Below are 14,931 nucleotides of genomic sequence, written 5' to 3'. Positions count from 1 at the left end.
CAAATTGCAATGGTTTGGCCGCCATTTGCGACGGACCTTTGTTGCAAATTGCGAATGGCCCCCGGCAAAATTGGCCATCACCTCGAAAAAGCGCGGAAATCTGCCCTTGGCACGGATTTTGAATAGAGGGGGCCATACCGCAAGCCGAGGACATGATGACCCATACCCCCGCCACCTCTTACACCGGACGTCTGACGACGCTGATGCGTGCGCCGCTTGTCCAGGGGCTGGTTGCCTTCGCCTCGGCAGAGGCGGCGACGCGGGTCGTTCGGCTCGCCGCCTTGCTGGTCGTTGCGCGGGCTGTTGCGCCCGAAACGATCGGTGCCGCCGCCCTCGCCCTCAGCCTTTTCGAACTCGTCCGCGTGCTCGCCAACGCAGGCATCGGACAGCGTTTGATCGTGGCCGATGACAATGCGCTTCCCGCCCTGTGCCGGACCGCCTACCGGCTGTTCTGGCTTGTTTGCCTCGCGACCGCGACGGTGCAGCTCATTGTCGCGGCGATCCTCGCCCTCGTGTTCGGGATGGCCGAACCGGCGGCGATGCTGGCCGTTCTCTCGCTCGTCTATATCGCGATGCCGCCGGGCCTGGTTCAGATTTTCCTGACCATGCGTGCCAATCGCATGGGGGCGTGCGCCCGCATCGCAGCGACGCAGAACATGACCGATAGCGCGATGACGCTGGCCCTCGTCCTCATCTGGCCGAGCGCGTGGGCGATCGTGCTGCCAAAACTGCTGGCGGCGCCCGTCTGGACCGTGCTCGCCCGCCGCTCGACAGTGTGGCAACCGGCCACGGTCGCCCCGGCACCGTTGCGCGAATTCGCTCTCTTCGGGCCCGCCATCCTTGGCACGGAAATCCTCAACGCGCTGCGCATGCATGGTGACAAGCTGGTCATCGGCGCGCTGCTCGGCACCGAGATGCTCGGCCTCTATTTCTTCGCCTTCAACGCCGGGCTCGGCATCACGCAAAGCTTTATCGCGGCGTGCAACATCGTCGTCTTCCCCCACCTCGCCAAGGCAGGCCAGGCCGGCGGCCTGCGCGAATATCGCAAGGCGTTCGCCACCGGCCTCGTGATGCTGACCCCGGTCGTCGCGGCGCAGGCTTTGCTCGCCCCGATCTATGTTCCCGTCGTCTTCGGCGCGAACTGGACCGATGCGGCGCCGCTCGTCGCGCTGCTTTCCTGCGCTGCGCTCCCGCTGTTCGCCGGTTCGCTGGTCGGTGCGAAAATGCGGGTCGCCGGCCGACCGCAGGCCGAGGCCATGCTGACCGGTGCGGCAACGGTTTCCGCGATCGCCGGGCTTTCCATCGGGGCGGCGGCGGGGCTTGCCGGCGCATGCATCGGCTTTGGCCTCGGCCTTGGCGCCGTCCTTCTTCCCGCCGCGGCGATCAGCCTGCTGCCGCGGCGCCCTTCGCTCAATTCATCCACCGCTTGTTTCAAAGGAGCCACGTCATGACCGCCCCCTTCTTTTCCGTCGTGATCGCCGCGTTCAATGCCGAACGCACCATTGCCGAAGCGATCGACAGCGTGCTCGCCCAGACCGAGCAGGATTTCGAGATCATCGTCATCGACGACGGTTCCACCGACGGTACCTTGCTTGCCGCGATGAAGCGGGCCGAAACCGATGATCGGATCAAGTTGATATCGCGGAACAATTCGGGCGTTTCGGCGGCGCGCAACTGCGGGGTCGGCAATTCGCGCGGACGGATGCTCGCCTTTCTCGACGCCGACGATGCGTGGCACCCGGAAAAGCTTGAAACGCACCGCCGCCTTCACGAGGCCGACAACACGCTTGCCGCAAGCTTTGCCCGGATCGCGTTCTGTCCCGACAGCACGGACGCGCTGCGGCCCGGCCGCACGGTTTCGACCGTGACCGGAAAGGATTGCACGTTGAACGATGTCGTGATCGAAAACGCGGTCTGCACCATGTCGAACCTCGTCGTCAGCCACGCCGCATTCGCGATGGTCGGCAGGTTCGATGAAACCATGCGCTATGTCGAGGATCAGGATCTGCTCGCGCGGCTCGTCGGCGGCGGCTACCGCCTTTGCGGGATCGACGAAACGCTGGTCTTCTACCGGCTTAGCGAAAATGGGTTGAGCTGCGATTTTTCCGCGATGTTCGATGCCTGGCATGGTCTTGCCGCGCGATGGGCCGACCGGATCGACCTGCGCCGGGGCGAGGCGCTGTATTGCCGCTATCTCGCACGCCGGACGCTGCGTGCGGGCGGCCATGCGCGCCGGGCCCGCCGCTTCGTGAAACAGGGGCTTCGCAGCGATCCGCGCGCATTCATGTCGGGTGGGATGCGCGGCGCGCTGACCGCCGCCGGCGCCCTGTTCGGTGACGTTGTGCCGGTGAGTGCGCGCACCACGATCTTTGCCTGAATCTCCGTTTGAAAAAGAGGAATGATCCCATGACCCTTCCCCGTATGTCCGTCGTGATGCCCGTCTATAACGTCGAAGCCTATGTCGAAGAGGCGATCCGATCCGTCCTCGATCAAAGCTTCACCGATTTCGAACTGATCGTGGTGGACGATGGCGGCAATGACAATTCCATGGCTCTTGTCCGCAATTTCGACGATCCGCGCATTCGCATCGTTTCGCAACCGAACCGGGGATTGCCCGGCGCGCGCAATACCGGCATTGCCCATGCCCGCGCGCCTTATGTTGCGCTGCTCGATTCCGACGACCGCTGGAACCGGGAAAAGCTGATGCTGCACTATATCCATCTCGAGGCTAATCCCGATGTCGGCGTCAGCTTCTCGGGCTCGCGCCTCATCGATTGCGATGGCAATGTGCTGCGCGTCGCGATGAAGCCGAAGCTGAATGCGATCACCGCGCGCGATATCCTGTGCCGCAATCCGGTCGGCAACGGCAGCGCCCCCGTCATCCGGCGCACCGCGCTCGACACCGTGGCCTTCCCCCATCCCGAGGAAGCGGGCCGCACATGCTGGTTCGACGAAAGCTTTCGCCAGTCGGAGGACATCGAATTGTGGGTGCGCATGATCGCGCGTCATAACATCCGTTTCGACGGGATCGCCGGGCAGCTGACCGATTACCGTATCATCGGCGGCGCATTGTCGGCCAATGTCGTGCAGCAATACGCAAGCTGGAGCCGGATGATGGACGCGCTGCGCCGGACCGCGCCCGAACTGGTCGCACAATTCGGCGATACGGCCCGAGCGTATCAGCTTCGCTATCTCGCGCGGCGTTGCGTACAGCTCGGCAATGGCTCGCTCGGCCATGATTTCATGCGCCGCGCCATGCGTTCGGACCGCCGGATCCTGGTTCAGGAGCCGATCAAGTCGCTCACCACCTGGGCCGCCGTTCATGTCGCCAGGCTGGCCGGGCCCGACCGTTTCCGCGCCCTTGCGCGCCCGTATATGAAGGCCGCGGCATGATCAGGGTCGTTCATCTGCTCGACGATTTCGCCATGGGCGGCGTCACCCGCGCGCTTTCGATGTTCTCGCACCCTCGCATAGCCCTGCATGCCACGTCGCGGACGGTGGCGATGGGCCGCACCGCGCGGGAGGCGACGCATCTCGATGCCGATCTCATCGTCATCCACGTGCCGCCGCGGTGGAGCCGTCTGCCCTATCTCGCCGCATTGCGCCTGCGCAATCGCCATGCGCGGATCGTCCAGGTCGAGCATAGCTATACGCGCGCGCTGGAACGCGATCTGGTGACCTCGCGGGGGCGTTTCCGCTTGCTTATCCGGCTTGCCGCGCGGCTTGTGGACGAGGTGGTCGCCGTCTCGACCGCGCAGCGCGAATGGCTGGCGGAGGTGGGCGTGCCCCGGGCCAAGCTGACGACGATCTATCCGTGGAGCGGGCGTTTCGACCTGTTCGACATTGCCGAGGCGCCCCCCCGCGATGGCCCGCTTCGCCTGCTCGGCTATGGCCGGTTTTCGCCGGAAAAGAATTATGCCGCGCTGATCGAGGGGGTTTCCTCCCTCTCCCGGCACGAGGCGACGCTGACGCTGTTCGGGGATGGGCCGTTGGCCGCCGACCTGCGCGCGCGCGCGTCCCTTACCGACAATGTCGAGGTTCTGCCCGCGTGCAGCGATCCGGCACCTTTCCTCGAAAAATGCCATGCGGTCATCCTGCCCTCGCGTTTTGAATCCTTCGGCCTCGTCGCGACGGAGGCCCGCATGGCGGGGCGCGCGATCGCGGTGGCCGATATTGACGGGCTTCCCGAACAGGCACGTTGTGGCGGCGGGATGGTGCGTCCGATGAACGATGCGGACGAGATTGCCGCCGCGATTGCCGAATTCGCCTATGTCGACGTGGTGCAGATGGGGCGGGAGGCGCGCAATGGCGTGCGCGCGCAACACGACCGGATCATAGAGAGCTGGCGCGCGCTGTTTCACCGGGCGGCGCGTTGAGCGCGTCCGGCACGTCGTCCGCCGTATCTTCGGCGATGGCCGGATCGTCATCGGGCGAGGAATCGCGAAAGGCGAGAGCCCGCCCGATGACGATAAGCGCGGGCCAGTAGAGATAGGCGAGAATCTCCAGGTTTTCGCCGAACGAATACAGCACCAGGATCAATACCATCGCCAGCGCCGTGCGATGCAGCGCGCCCAGCCGCGCCCGCCATAGCAGCACCGCCACCGTGACCGACAACGGCACCGCAAGCGCGAGCGCCCCCATAAGCCCCTTTACAAACAACAGGCCGTACCAGCTGTGATGGCTGCCGATGGGCATGTATTCGACGAGATGCGGGCCGTTTTCGACGATGCCGTGCCCGAACCAGAACGCCTCCTTCTCCCACCTGTCCATCGCGATGCGGCCAAGGGCGGCGCGCACGCGGCTGGAATCCGCGCGCGCGGATGAAAAATCGCTCATCATCTGATCCGCGAAGGTCATGAGGTCGGATGCGAACAGGCCGACAAGCAGCAGTGCCGGAGCCGCAAGGAACCATACCGGGGCGCGGTTCACCCGCGCAACCGCCCATACGATCGGCACAAGCGCCACCATCGCCACCAGCGCCAGCCGCGATTGCGACAGGACCGCCACCGCGAGGAATCCGACGATCCCGATGACCTTCCAGAAAAGGTCCCGTTCCTGCGCCGCGAGGAAGACATAGACGACCGCCACCATGCCCGCCGCCGGCGACCACGGCGCAAAGAATTGCCAGCGCGGCGTGCCCACCCCCGGCTCGATCGTGTAGAGGATGGTGGCGAAATATTCCGGCCCCGGCCCGCCGACCGCCTTCAATGGCGAGACATAGAGCATCTCGGGCAGACCGACGAACGGCGCGGCCAGAAACAGCGGCAGCATCACCAGCGTCCACATCCCCAGCCGGCATACCGCGCGCGCAATGACGCAAAGCCGCACATCGAGCACCGCGCCCGCCATCGGAAACAGCGCGATCAGCGCCCACCCCTTGGCCCAGCCGATGCTGCTCTTGATCGTCTGCCCGGTGCCGAGCGAGAAATTCGCGTGACCCACCCACAGGATGACGAGCATCGCCGCCATCCCCGCGTGCCACAACCATATCGTGGCGGGAATGGCGGCGATGTTCTTGCGGCCGATGTAAAGCGCGAGGAGGACCATCCCGGTCAGGACCCAGCCGATGACCGGCCCCGCGATATACAACCCCCCGATCAGCCAGAGCAGCCAGGTCGCCGTAATGCTCCGCGCGATCAGACGTTCGGCAGCAGTTTCCGGATGATGGGCTGGCGCAGCCATATCAGCATGAACCCCATGAGCGTGATCAGCGATGCGGCGATCGCCCCGATGATAGCAAGCATGGGCGTAGGCGAGGAGCGTTCGCGGGGCAATGACGGCTCTTCGAGCGTCTGAACCAGCGGGTAGGACGCAAAGGGGTCCGACTTGTTCGTGTCGAGCCGGGCGAGAGCGGAGCTGAACACCGCCTCCGCGACGCGCAGGTCGCGCAGCAGGCTGGCGAGGCGCGATGCCTGCTCGACCTGCTCCTGCGTGCTGGCATTCTGCGCGCCGATCTGGCGGCGAAGCTCGGCCAGAGCGGCGGCATGGCCTGCAACGCCCGCATCCCGTTCGGTCAGCGTGGCGAACAGGTTTTCACGCATGTCCGAAACGGCAAGGTCGGCAAAGGACAACACGGCCTCGGCGCTCGTGCCCGCAACCTGTGCGCCGCGGCGGCCGAGCGCGTTGCGAAGCGCGGCATCCTCGGCGGAAAGCTCCTCCATCGCGGCATGCGCATCGCCCAGCGTGGCGCCGCGTTCCGTCCGCTGTGTCGCGATGTCGGCATAGCGGGTGAGGAGCGCGCGAAACCGCGGATCGGCCTTCAATTGCATGGCCATGCGCGCCTGCGGCAGGCTGATGCCGAGCGTTCGGGCGAGGCGCCCGGTCCCGGCGCTGTTTTCGGCGAGATGGACGCGGCGGTCGCGTTCGCTCGCGCGCAACTGGTCGAGCGCGCTCACCCGCCCGGCGAACTGGTCGAGCGAGACGAGGCCGGTTCGCCCCTGAAACGCGAGAAGCGCCTTTTGCGCCCGGTCGACCTTCGCTTCCAGCTCGGCAATGCGCGCGGCGTCGGCATTTTCGCGGCGCTGCGCCTCGTCCGAACGCAGGTCTTCGAGCGCGGCGAGAAATGCGGCGCGCAAGGCTTCCATGCGGCCCTGCGCCTTTTCCGGCGCACCGGCCGATATTTCGATTTCGATCAGATTGGTCTGGTCGATGAGCTTGATCGCGGGGGCAGGAAAGGCGCTTTCATCCTCCCCTGCCCGGCGCGCCGCATCACGCAGCACCACGTCGGAGGTCAGCAGACGCTTGTAATTTTCGGTCGGGCTGAGCGTGGAACTGGAAAAGGCGGACGATGTCATCGAGGTCGCCTGACCGATCGATTCCACGTTCATCGAACCGCCCACGCCCGTCCCCGGCAGGATCAGCGTCATGTTGCTGTCGAACCGGTCCGGCGCAACGGCGAGATACGCGAACGTCAGCCCCCAGATCGCGGCCAGCGGCCCCGCCAGCGCCACGAGATAGCGCCGGTAGCGACCCACCGACGGCAATCCGTCACGCACGATGAGCCACAACCGTTCGATACGGCGTTTGGGAGCGGAGGGATGACCGGTCATGTCCATTGTCGCGTGCGCCTGCTTACAATGCGTTGTCGAGGAGAATGGCCGGCGTAACCGCGCCGAGCCCCTGCGATACGACGCCGATCGCCTCGCTCAGATTGGTCCAGCGGCTGTCGTAGCAGGCAATGGCGTCGCCGGGCATGAGATAGGGGTCATCCGCATCGCGGGTGGCATCGCGGACAAGCGTTTCGATGTCGCGTTCGACGACCACGCTGCGCCCGTTGATGCGGTTGCGCGAAATGAGCACGGCGCGCCGGTCGGACTGCATGTAGCTGCCGCCGACGCAATTCGCCGCGACGAGCGCCTGAAGCAGGCGTGTGCCGTAGGGCAGCGAAGTGGTCTTCTCCCCGATGGCGGCCCCTGCGTTGTTGTTCGCACTGCGCGTGAGGTTCGACATGTAGACGCGGATCCCCGGCGGGGTCAGCGGCGTCGGACGCACGAGCCCTGCATCGAAACAGCGCCGGCTCGGCACGAGAATGCGGTCGCCGGTCGTCACGGGAATATCCTGGCTCGCCCAGCCATGGACGAGGCCCGACAGGTCGAGTGCGACATAGCGTCCCTCGCGGATGAGATAGACACGCTGCACATCGGCGTCGGGGCGCACCCCGCCGGCGGCACGAATGGCCGCCGACACGGTGCGGCCGGTGTTATCGTCGCCCGCGATGCCGCCCGCGGCGACGGATCGCAGTTCCGGCGACCGTTCCCCTGCGCGGACCGCGTGCGGCTCGAACACCGCGCCGCTCACCGCGACGGAAACGCCCGCCGCCTCGATCAGGGACACGGAGACCGCATTGCGGAGCGGGCGGACCAGATTTGCGGCCACGAGCCGTGCGCGCAGGCGATCCTGCAACATTTCGGGCGATCCGCCGACCGCGCGGGTGGGGGCGATCCCGCGCAGGTCGACGGTGCCGTCACTCGCGACGACATAGGTGCCCGACAAGCCGTCCGGATCCCCGATGACCCGGATCGAGACCCGGTCGCCGGGCGCGAGCGGCGCGTTGATGTCGGCAAATTCCTCCACCCGCGCCCGGCGGTAATTGTCGAGTTCGCGCGGCACGCGCCAGTCGCAGGCCGGTGCGCCGCGCGCGACAGGCGTTGCCTGAACCCAATCGCCACGCGGATGCCCCGCCCGCCCCGTGCCGAGCTGCTGCGGCGCGTAGAGCGCGGTTTCGTAATTGCTCGGCGCCGGTCCGGACATGCACCCGGCGAGCGTGGCCGTCATGGCAATGGCGGCTGCTCCTTTGCGGAAGGCGGAAATGGACATTGCAAAAGCTCCGTGTTGGCGTTTGCCCCTGTCTTTCAAGAGCCGTGCCAAACTGCCCCGCCCCGGTTCAGACCGGCGCCTGATGCGAAATGCCACGGTCTCTTTTGCAAATTGCGAAAGGATCGTTGCAATTTGCATCGGTGTTTTGCAAAATGCGACATAGGCCATGCCCGCAATGGCCGGCCTACGCAGGCGCGTCGATGGTATGAAACTTGCATGGATCCTGCCGTCTGCAACCATAGAGGAGTGTTTCATGCGGGGCGTGGTCTATACCGAGCTGGTCGATTTTCTGGATGAAACGGGCGGGCCGCTTTTCGCGGAGCAAGTCCTGTCACAGGCCGATCTTCCGCATGGCGGTGCCTATTCGCGCATCGGCTACTATCCGTGGGAGGAGGCCGTGCGCGTCGTGACCGCAGCGGCCGAACTCAGCGGGAACGAGGTGAACGCATTGTGCCGCGCATTCGGCGAATATTTGTTCGCGCGCTTTACCGTGCTTTATGCCGATATCGTGAACGGATACGGGAGCGCGGATGCCCTGCTCGCCCATATCAACGACCATATCCATCAGGAAGTGCGCGTCCTTTATCCTGACTCCAGCCCGCCATCCGTCGTTGCCCGCAACGAGGGCGACACCCTTGTCATCACCTACGCCTCGCACCGTCCGTTCGCGCATATTGCCCATGGGCTCGTCGCGGGCGCGATGAAACATTTCGGCGATACGCGCGATCTCGACTGGATCGCGATGTCCGACGATGGGACCGCCGCTTCGTTCGCCATTTCCCGACCGGTGGGGACGAGCGCCGCGCATGGCTGATCGTTCGGTTCTAATCATCGAGGACAGTGCCTCGCTCGCGCTTGGCTATGTCGCACAGCTCGAGGAGGCGGGATATGTGGTCACGCTCGCCACCACGCTTGCCGAGGCGCGCGAGCAGCTTTCGAGGGAGCGTTTTGCCGCGGCCCTGCTCGACCTGCAATTGCCCGATGGCGACGGGCTGGACCTGCTCGGCGAAAAGACGGAAGGATCGCCGTCCTTCGTGGTGGTCACCTCCGATGGGTCGCTGTCGCGGGCCATTGCGGCGATGCGGTCGGGCGCGTTCGATTTCCTCGTAAAACCGGTCGCGGGCGCGCGGCTTCTGTCCACCATCCGGGCCGCGGTCGAACATGCGCCCGATGCGGAACCGGCGGTGCAGAAGCTGCCCGACGGGCCGGGATTTCACGGTTTCGTCGGGCGTTCGCCCGTCATGCGCAAGGTCTATGAAACCATTGCGCAGGTGGCCGATTCGCGCGCCGCGGTGTTCGTGACCGGCGAAAGCGGCACGGGCAAGGAGGTGACGGCCGAGGCGCTCCACGAGGCGGGGCGCCGCCGGCACAAGGCATTCGTTGCCATCAACTGCGGTGCGATCCCGGAAAACCTGCTCGAAAGCGAGCTGTTCGGCCATGTGAAAGGCGCGTTCACCGGCGCCGTCGAAAACCGCATCGGCGCGGCGAAGGCTGCCGATGGCGGCACGCTTTTCCTCGACGAGATTTGCGAGATGGAGCTCAAACTTCAGGTGAAGCTGCTCCGCTTCCTGCAAACCGGGATGATACAGCGTGTCGGATCGGCGCAGGCGGAGCCGGTCGACGTGCGGATCGTGTGCGCGACCAACCGCGACCCCTATGTCGAAATGGCGGGGGGGCGCTTCCGCGAAGATCTGTTCTATCGCCTGAACGTCATCCCCATCGCGCTGCCGCCGCTGCGCGAGCGGGGAGAGGACGTGATGCTGCTCGCCGAAACGCTGGCCGAACGCATCGCGCGGGAGGAAGGGCGCGGCCCGATGCGGTTGAGTGCGGACAGCCGCGCGACCATCCTCACCAATCCGTGGGCGGGCAATGTCCGCGAATTGCAGAACGCGCTGCGCCGCGCGATCGTCACCGCGCCGGGCGACACGATCGAACTGCACACGCCGATGGCCTTCGAAATGACGCCGCCCCCGCCTGTGGCCCCCCGCGGCGCCGGCGGCGGGGCCGCGTTCCACGCCCATCCCGCCGAACAATCCCCGGCTTCGGGTAATGGTGTCCTCGACCTTGCCGGGCGGACCCTTGCCCAGATCGAACGCGATGCGATCGAGGCGGCAATCGCGCGCCATGGCGGTAACATAACGCGCGCGGCGCGCGAACTCGACGTCAGCGCCTCGACGCTTTATCGCAAGATGGAGAAATGGCGCACCGTTTCGTAACGGCCGCACGCGTCATATCGCGACCGCATCGAGGACATCCGCAATCGTCGCATAAACCCGGTCGAGCTGCGTCTCTGTAATGCAGTAGGGCGGCATCACGTAGACCGTATTGCCGAGCGGGCGCAGCAGCACGCCGCCTTCGCGAAACATGCCCATCATGCGCGGCGCAAGGTCCGAAAGATATCCGCCCCCGTCCCCCACGTCGAACGCCGCGATGGTGCCGCAGCGCCGGATATTCACCACCCCGCCCCGATGCGATAGCGTATCGAGATGCGCGGCCTGCCGTGCGGCCAGCGTGGCGATCCTGTCCGTCACCGGCTCCTCCCGCCAGATGGCGAGATTGGCATTCGCCGCCGCGCAGGCCACAGGGTTCGCCGTATAGCTCGACGAATGAAAGAACATGCGCGCCCGGTCGGTGGACAGATGCGCGTCATAGACAGGCTCGCTCGCCATGGTGACGGCAAGGGGGACGGCCCCGCCCGTCAGCCCTTTCGACAGGCACAATATGTCGGGCACCACGCCGGCCTGTTCGCACGCCAGCATCGTTCCTGTCCGCCCCCACCCGGTCATCACCTCGTCCGCGATGAACAATGTCCCGTGCGCCGCGCATATCGCCCGCATCCTGGCCAGCGTGTCTGTGGCATACATCATCATGCCCCCCGCGCCGAGCACGAGAGGCTCGACCACGAAGGCCGCCGCCCCCGCGGCACATGCCGCATCGAGCGCGTCGAGCGTGGCCTGCTCCGCGCCGCCGGCGGGAAAGGGGATGCTCGTCACATCGAAGAGCAAGGGTTCGTATGCGCGGTTGAACGCGCCGCGCGCGCCGACCGACATGGTCCCGATCGTATCGCCGTGATAGCCGTGGTCCATCACCACGATCCCGTGGCGCGCCTCCCCCCGGTGCAGCCAATAGCCCAGCGCCATCTTCAACGCGACCTCGACCGAGGTGGAGCCGGAATCGGAAAAGAACACGCGCGTCAGGCTTTCGGGCATGATCGTGCGCAGCGTCCGGGCAAGCTGCTCAGCCGGTTCATGGCTCCACCCGGCAAAGATGATCTGATCCAGCCGGGCGGCCTGTTCGGCGATCGCGGCGGCTATGCGCGGATGGGCATGACCATGCGTCGTCACCCACCATGACGATATGGCATCGACGATTTGCCGCCCGTCATCGGTATGAAGGATCGCGCCCTCCGCCCGTGCGACGCGCGGGATCGGTTCGTTCAGCCCATGCTGCGTAAATGGGTGCCAGATCGGGGAGGATGTCATCGCCATTCCTTGAGGTCGAACCCGTCCGCGGCGAAACCGTGCACGAATGCGGCATACAGGTTCCGGGCATCGAGCGGCGAAAGCTGCGGCAACCGGCCGAGATGACTCACATCGCCCATCTCGCAGATGATGCGCTCGCTATCTACCACCTCCTCGCCGACGAAGGCGATGCCGAGGATCGGCACACCGCGGCTGCGCAACGCCTCGATGGTCAGCAGGCTGTGATTGATGGTGCCGAGCGTGGTCCGCGCCACGATGACCACCGGCGCACCCCACCGCGCGAACAGATCGGCAAAGAGCAGATCGCGCGTCACCGGCACCAGCGCACCGCCCGCCCCCTCCACCACCAGCGGGCCATTCACCGTCGGCACCATCAATCGCGCAACATCGATATCCACGCCGTCCCGCTCGGCCGCGAGATGGGGCGAACATGGCGTCGTCAGACGATACGCCTCCGGCACGATGCGCGCCCGTGGGACGCCGAGCGTTTCGACCGTCCGGCTGTCGCTCCCATCGTTCAGCCCGGCCTGCACCGGTTTCCAGTAATGCGCGCCCATCGCGGCGGTCAGCCCGGCGGCAAACACCGTCTTGCCGATATCGGTGTCGGTGCCGGTGACGACGATGGTGCGGCTCACAACAATCGCTCCAATACGTGGATGAGCGCGTCCATATCGTCCGCCCCGCTGTTGAGCGTGATCGAGATGCGCAGCCGTGCGGTGCTCTGTGGCACGGTGGGCGGGCGAATGCCGCGAATGTCGAATCCCTCGTTCTGCAATGCGGCGGCGATATCCATCGTGCGTGCCTCGTCCCCGATGACGACGGGCTGAATCTGCGACCCGCTGGCCGCGATGCCGAGGGCGGCGAACCGGTCGGCCGCCCCATCTACCTGTGTGCGCAGCCTTTGGCGAAGGTCGTCCCCTTGCGCTATCAGGCGCAGCGCATCGTTCACCACCGCGGCCATCAACGGCGACGGCGCGGTCGAAAAGATGAACGCCCGGCCCCGGTTGATGAGGAAGTCGCGGATCACATCCGAACACAGCACCAGCGCCCCTTCGCAGCCCAGCGCCTTGCCGCAGGTGGCGAGCACGATTCCGTGTTCCTCCCCCTGCAAGGCAGAGGCCAGCCCGCGCCCCTGTGGCCCGTAAACGCCAACCGCATGCGCCTCGTCGACAAACAGCATGGCGCCGACCGTCCGCGCCAGTTCCGCAAATTCGGCAACCGGCGCCCGGTCGCCATCCATGCTGTACAATGTCTCGAACGCGATCCATGCCGTGCCGGACCCGCCCGATGCGCGCCATCGGGCAATCGCATCGGCGGCGGCGTTCACGTCATTATGGGCAAAGGGTTGCGACCTTGCGCGCGACAATCGCATCCCTTCATGCGCGCTCGCATGGATGAGGGCATCGTGAAAGATGCAGTCCTCCTTCTGCGGCAGCGTGGAAAACAGGAGGCTGTTCGCGGCGAAACCCGTGCTCATGAACAACGCGGCCTCCGACCCGAAAAACCGCGCGGCATCCTCCTCCACCCGTGCATGTTCCGCCCTGTGACCGCGCAGCAGGCGCGACCCGCCCGATCCCATCGGCACCCCGCGTTCGAGTGCATCCATCGCCGCATCGCGCAACGCATACGACCCGGCCAGCGCCAGATAGTCGTTCGAGGAAAAATCCCGCCCACGCGGAAGAGCGAGCCCGCGGCGGCGCGCCATCGTGTCGAGTCGGGCAAGATCCTGCGCGTAGAATTGCGGCAATGTCACCTCTCGCCCTCCTCAAAGCCGTGCGATCCGCGCCGTTGCGCCGATGTCCGCCCGCCCCGCAATAGGCGGGCGCTGTGCATTCACAACCCCCCGCTTTCGGCCCGGCAGCAAAATGGCGTTCAGCGTTCCTGCAACACGAACCCGGCGATCGCATCGACCACGCCCGGCGCGACCGGCAACGACGGATCGGCATAGCTTGCCATATTGGCCGCGCGATCGCCCTGTGGCACCTCTTTCAACACATGATTGACCCCCGGCAGCAGCGCGAGCGTCGCATCGGGATTTGCCGCGTTCAGTAGCCGGGCGTCATGGGGCGTGACCTGAATATCCTCTTCGCCCTGAACGATGAGCACGGGTTTCGACACATCGGCGACAAGCGCGGCGGGATCGATGGCGAAGCTGTCGATGAGGAACCCCTGCACGGCCGGGGCGAACAGGTTGGCGAGCGCCGGGTGCATTCCGCCTGTATCGACGCGGCGCCCGTCCTCCAGCGTGGCAATCGCGGCAAGCGCATCGTCCAGCACGGGGGCGTTGGCGGGGTTCGCCTTCAACTGCTCGGCCATGATCGTGCCCAGCGGCCGGCCCGGCGCGGCGAGCGTGACGACGCCGCAAATGTTGCGCGCCGCCTCCCCCTGCGCATTCGCGGCGGCCAGAAGCGAAACCGTGCCGCCCTCGCTATGGCCGAGCAGCCAGACGCAGGTCGCGCCCGTTTCCGCCACGATCGCCCGCGTCCAGGCATGCACGTCGTCGGCATAATCGCCCATCGTCACCGCATTGGGGTCGGCGATGGCATCGGCGCTTGCGAACATGCCGCGCTTGTCGATGCGCACGCTGGCGATGCCCCTCATCATCAGCGCTGCGGCGAGCCGGCGATAGCTCGCGGCCTTGATCCCGGCGGGGCTGTTGCCATCCCGGTCAGTCGGGCCGGACCCCGGCACAATCAATACAACGGGCCCGTCATTGTTGCTGACCTTCTGGAACGTTCCGTGCAGCGTTCCCTCCGGCCCCCGTGCTTCGATTTCGCGTTCGGGATAGGGCACGTTTGTCGACGCGGCGGGGGCCAGCGATAGCCCCGTCACCACGGCAGAAAGCGCAAAAATGGCACGGCAACGCGGCGGTACGGCGGGACGAAAGCTGCGCATGTGTGCATTCTCCGAAGCAATGGATCTGGCCGGGCGCCAGGAATCCGCGCCCGCCATGAGGCTATCGCAAAACGCCCGACGCCCGCAAGCCGCGGGGGAGCGAAGCATGAAACCGGCGCCGCGCCTATTGAAAGTATGACGCAGTTGCGCGCGGGCAAGGCGCGCCGGGCTTCCCTTTCAAGCGCCCACTTGTATGACGCTGCAAAACCGCCGAATTCGTCACAAACCCGTCATAACC

At 66.0% G+C, this 14,931-nt stretch carries 13 protein-coding genes; 6 read left to right on the top strand and 7 right to left on the bottom strand.

The features are described from left to right. Window positions 1-152: 152 nt before the first annotated feature. The 4 genes from K4G67_RS11585 to K4G67_RS11570 are packed head-to-tail and all read left to right on the top strand — an operon-like array spanning window position 153 to window position 4,376. Complete coding sequence (locus K4G67_RS11585; protein WP_239806520.1) at window positions 153-1,451, top strand: oligosaccharide flippase family protein; 1,299 nt, start codon at window positions 153-155, stop codon at window positions 1,449-1,451. After that, window positions 1,448-2,377 carry a glycosyltransferase family 2 protein gene (locus tag K4G67_RS11580; RefSeq protein WP_239806519.1) on the top strand — a complete coding sequence of 310 codons (930 nt, stop codon included), beginning with the start codon at window positions 1,448-1,450 and terminating at the stop codon, window positions 2,375-2,377. The genes K4G67_RS11585 and K4G67_RS11580 overlap by 4 nt, the downstream gene beginning before the upstream one ends. Before the next feature lie 29 nt (window positions 2,378-2,406). After that, window positions 2,407-3,393, top strand: a complete 987-nt coding sequence (locus K4G67_RS11575; protein ID WP_239806518.1) for a glycosyltransferase family 2 protein — start codon at window positions 2,407-2,409, stop codon at window positions 3,391-3,393. Next, window positions 3,390-4,376: a glycosyltransferase gene (locus tag K4G67_RS11570; RefSeq protein WP_239806517.1), complete on the top strand. Its 987-nt coding sequence runs from the start codon at window positions 3,390-3,392 to the stop codon at window positions 4,374-4,376. The genes K4G67_RS11575 and K4G67_RS11570 overlap by 4 nt, the downstream gene beginning before the upstream one ends. Here the strand turns inward: K4G67_RS11570 and K4G67_RS11565 are convergent. From K4G67_RS11565 to K4G67_RS11555, 3 genes are read right to left on the bottom strand one after another with little or no spacing between them, the layout of a single operon-like run. Continuing rightward, a complete protein-coding gene (locus K4G67_RS11565) occupies window positions 4,333-5,682 on the bottom strand; it encodes an O-antigen ligase domain-containing protein (RefSeq protein ID WP_239806516.1) in 1,350 nt (449 codons plus the stop codon). The genes K4G67_RS11570 and K4G67_RS11565 overlap by 44 nt on opposite strands. Continuing rightward, window positions 5,637-7,055: a GumC family protein gene (locus tag K4G67_RS11560; protein WP_239806515.1), complete on the bottom strand. Its 1,419-nt coding sequence runs from the start codon at window positions 7,053-7,055 to the stop codon at window positions 5,637-5,639. Before K4G67_RS11560 ends, K4G67_RS11565 begins: the two co-directional genes overlap by 46 nt. Window positions 7,056-7,071: 16 nt before the next feature. Further along, on the bottom strand, window positions 7,072-8,316 hold the full coding sequence (locus K4G67_RS11555; RefSeq protein ID WP_239806514.1) for a polysaccharide biosynthesis/export family protein: 1,245 nt from the start codon (window positions 8,314-8,316) through the stop codon (window positions 7,072-7,074). A gap of 205 nt (window positions 8,317-8,521) precedes the next feature. Here K4G67_RS11555 and K4G67_RS11550 point away from each other — a divergent pair, with 205 nt between their 5' ends. Continuing rightward, window positions 8,522-9,130, top strand: coding sequence for a heme NO-binding domain-containing protein (locus tag K4G67_RS11550; protein ID WP_239806513.1), 609 nt, complete (start codon window positions 8,522-8,524; stop codon window positions 9,128-9,130). After that, window positions 9,123-10,532, top strand: coding sequence for a sigma-54-dependent transcriptional regulator (locus K4G67_RS11545; protein ID WP_239806512.1), 1,410 nt, complete (start codon window positions 9,123-9,125; stop codon window positions 10,530-10,532). The genes K4G67_RS11550 and K4G67_RS11545 overlap by 8 nt, the downstream gene beginning before the upstream one ends. A 12-nt stretch (window positions 10,533-10,544) precedes the next feature. Here K4G67_RS11545 and K4G67_RS11540 read toward each other — a convergent pair whose 3' ends face one another. From K4G67_RS11540 to K4G67_RS11525, 4 genes are all read right to left on the bottom strand, one after another. Beyond that, a complete protein-coding gene (locus K4G67_RS11540; RefSeq protein WP_239806511.1) occupies window positions 10,545-11,798 on the bottom strand; it encodes an adenosylmethionine--8-amino-7-oxononanoate transaminase in 1,254 nt (417 codons plus the stop codon). After that, on the bottom strand, window positions 11,795-12,433 hold the full coding sequence (gene bioD, locus K4G67_RS11535) for a dethiobiotin synthase (protein ID WP_239806510.1): 639 nt from the start codon (window positions 12,431-12,433) through the stop codon (window positions 11,795-11,797). Before bioD ends, K4G67_RS11540 begins: the two co-directional genes overlap by 4 nt. Further along, window positions 12,430-13,551, bottom strand: a complete 1,122-nt coding sequence (locus K4G67_RS11530; RefSeq protein ID WP_239806509.1) for an 8-amino-7-oxononanoate synthase — start codon at window positions 13,549-13,551, stop codon at window positions 12,430-12,432. The genes bioD and K4G67_RS11530 overlap by 4 nt, the downstream gene beginning before the upstream one ends. Before the next feature lie 119 nt (window positions 13,552-13,670). Then, window positions 13,671-14,693: an alpha/beta hydrolase gene (locus K4G67_RS11525; protein WP_239806508.1), complete on the bottom strand. Its 1,023-nt coding sequence runs from the start codon at window positions 14,691-14,693 to the stop codon at window positions 13,671-13,673. Window positions 14,694-14,931: the final 238 nt, after the last annotated feature.

It is taken from the genome of Croceicoccus hydrothermalis (genome assembly GCF_022378335.1).
Lineage (GTDB): Bacteria > Pseudomonadota > Alphaproteobacteria > Sphingomonadales > Sphingomonadaceae > Croceicoccus > Croceicoccus hydrothermalis.
Note: the sequence above shows the minus strand (reverse complement) of the source record. Positions and strands in the feature narration are given on the sequence as shown.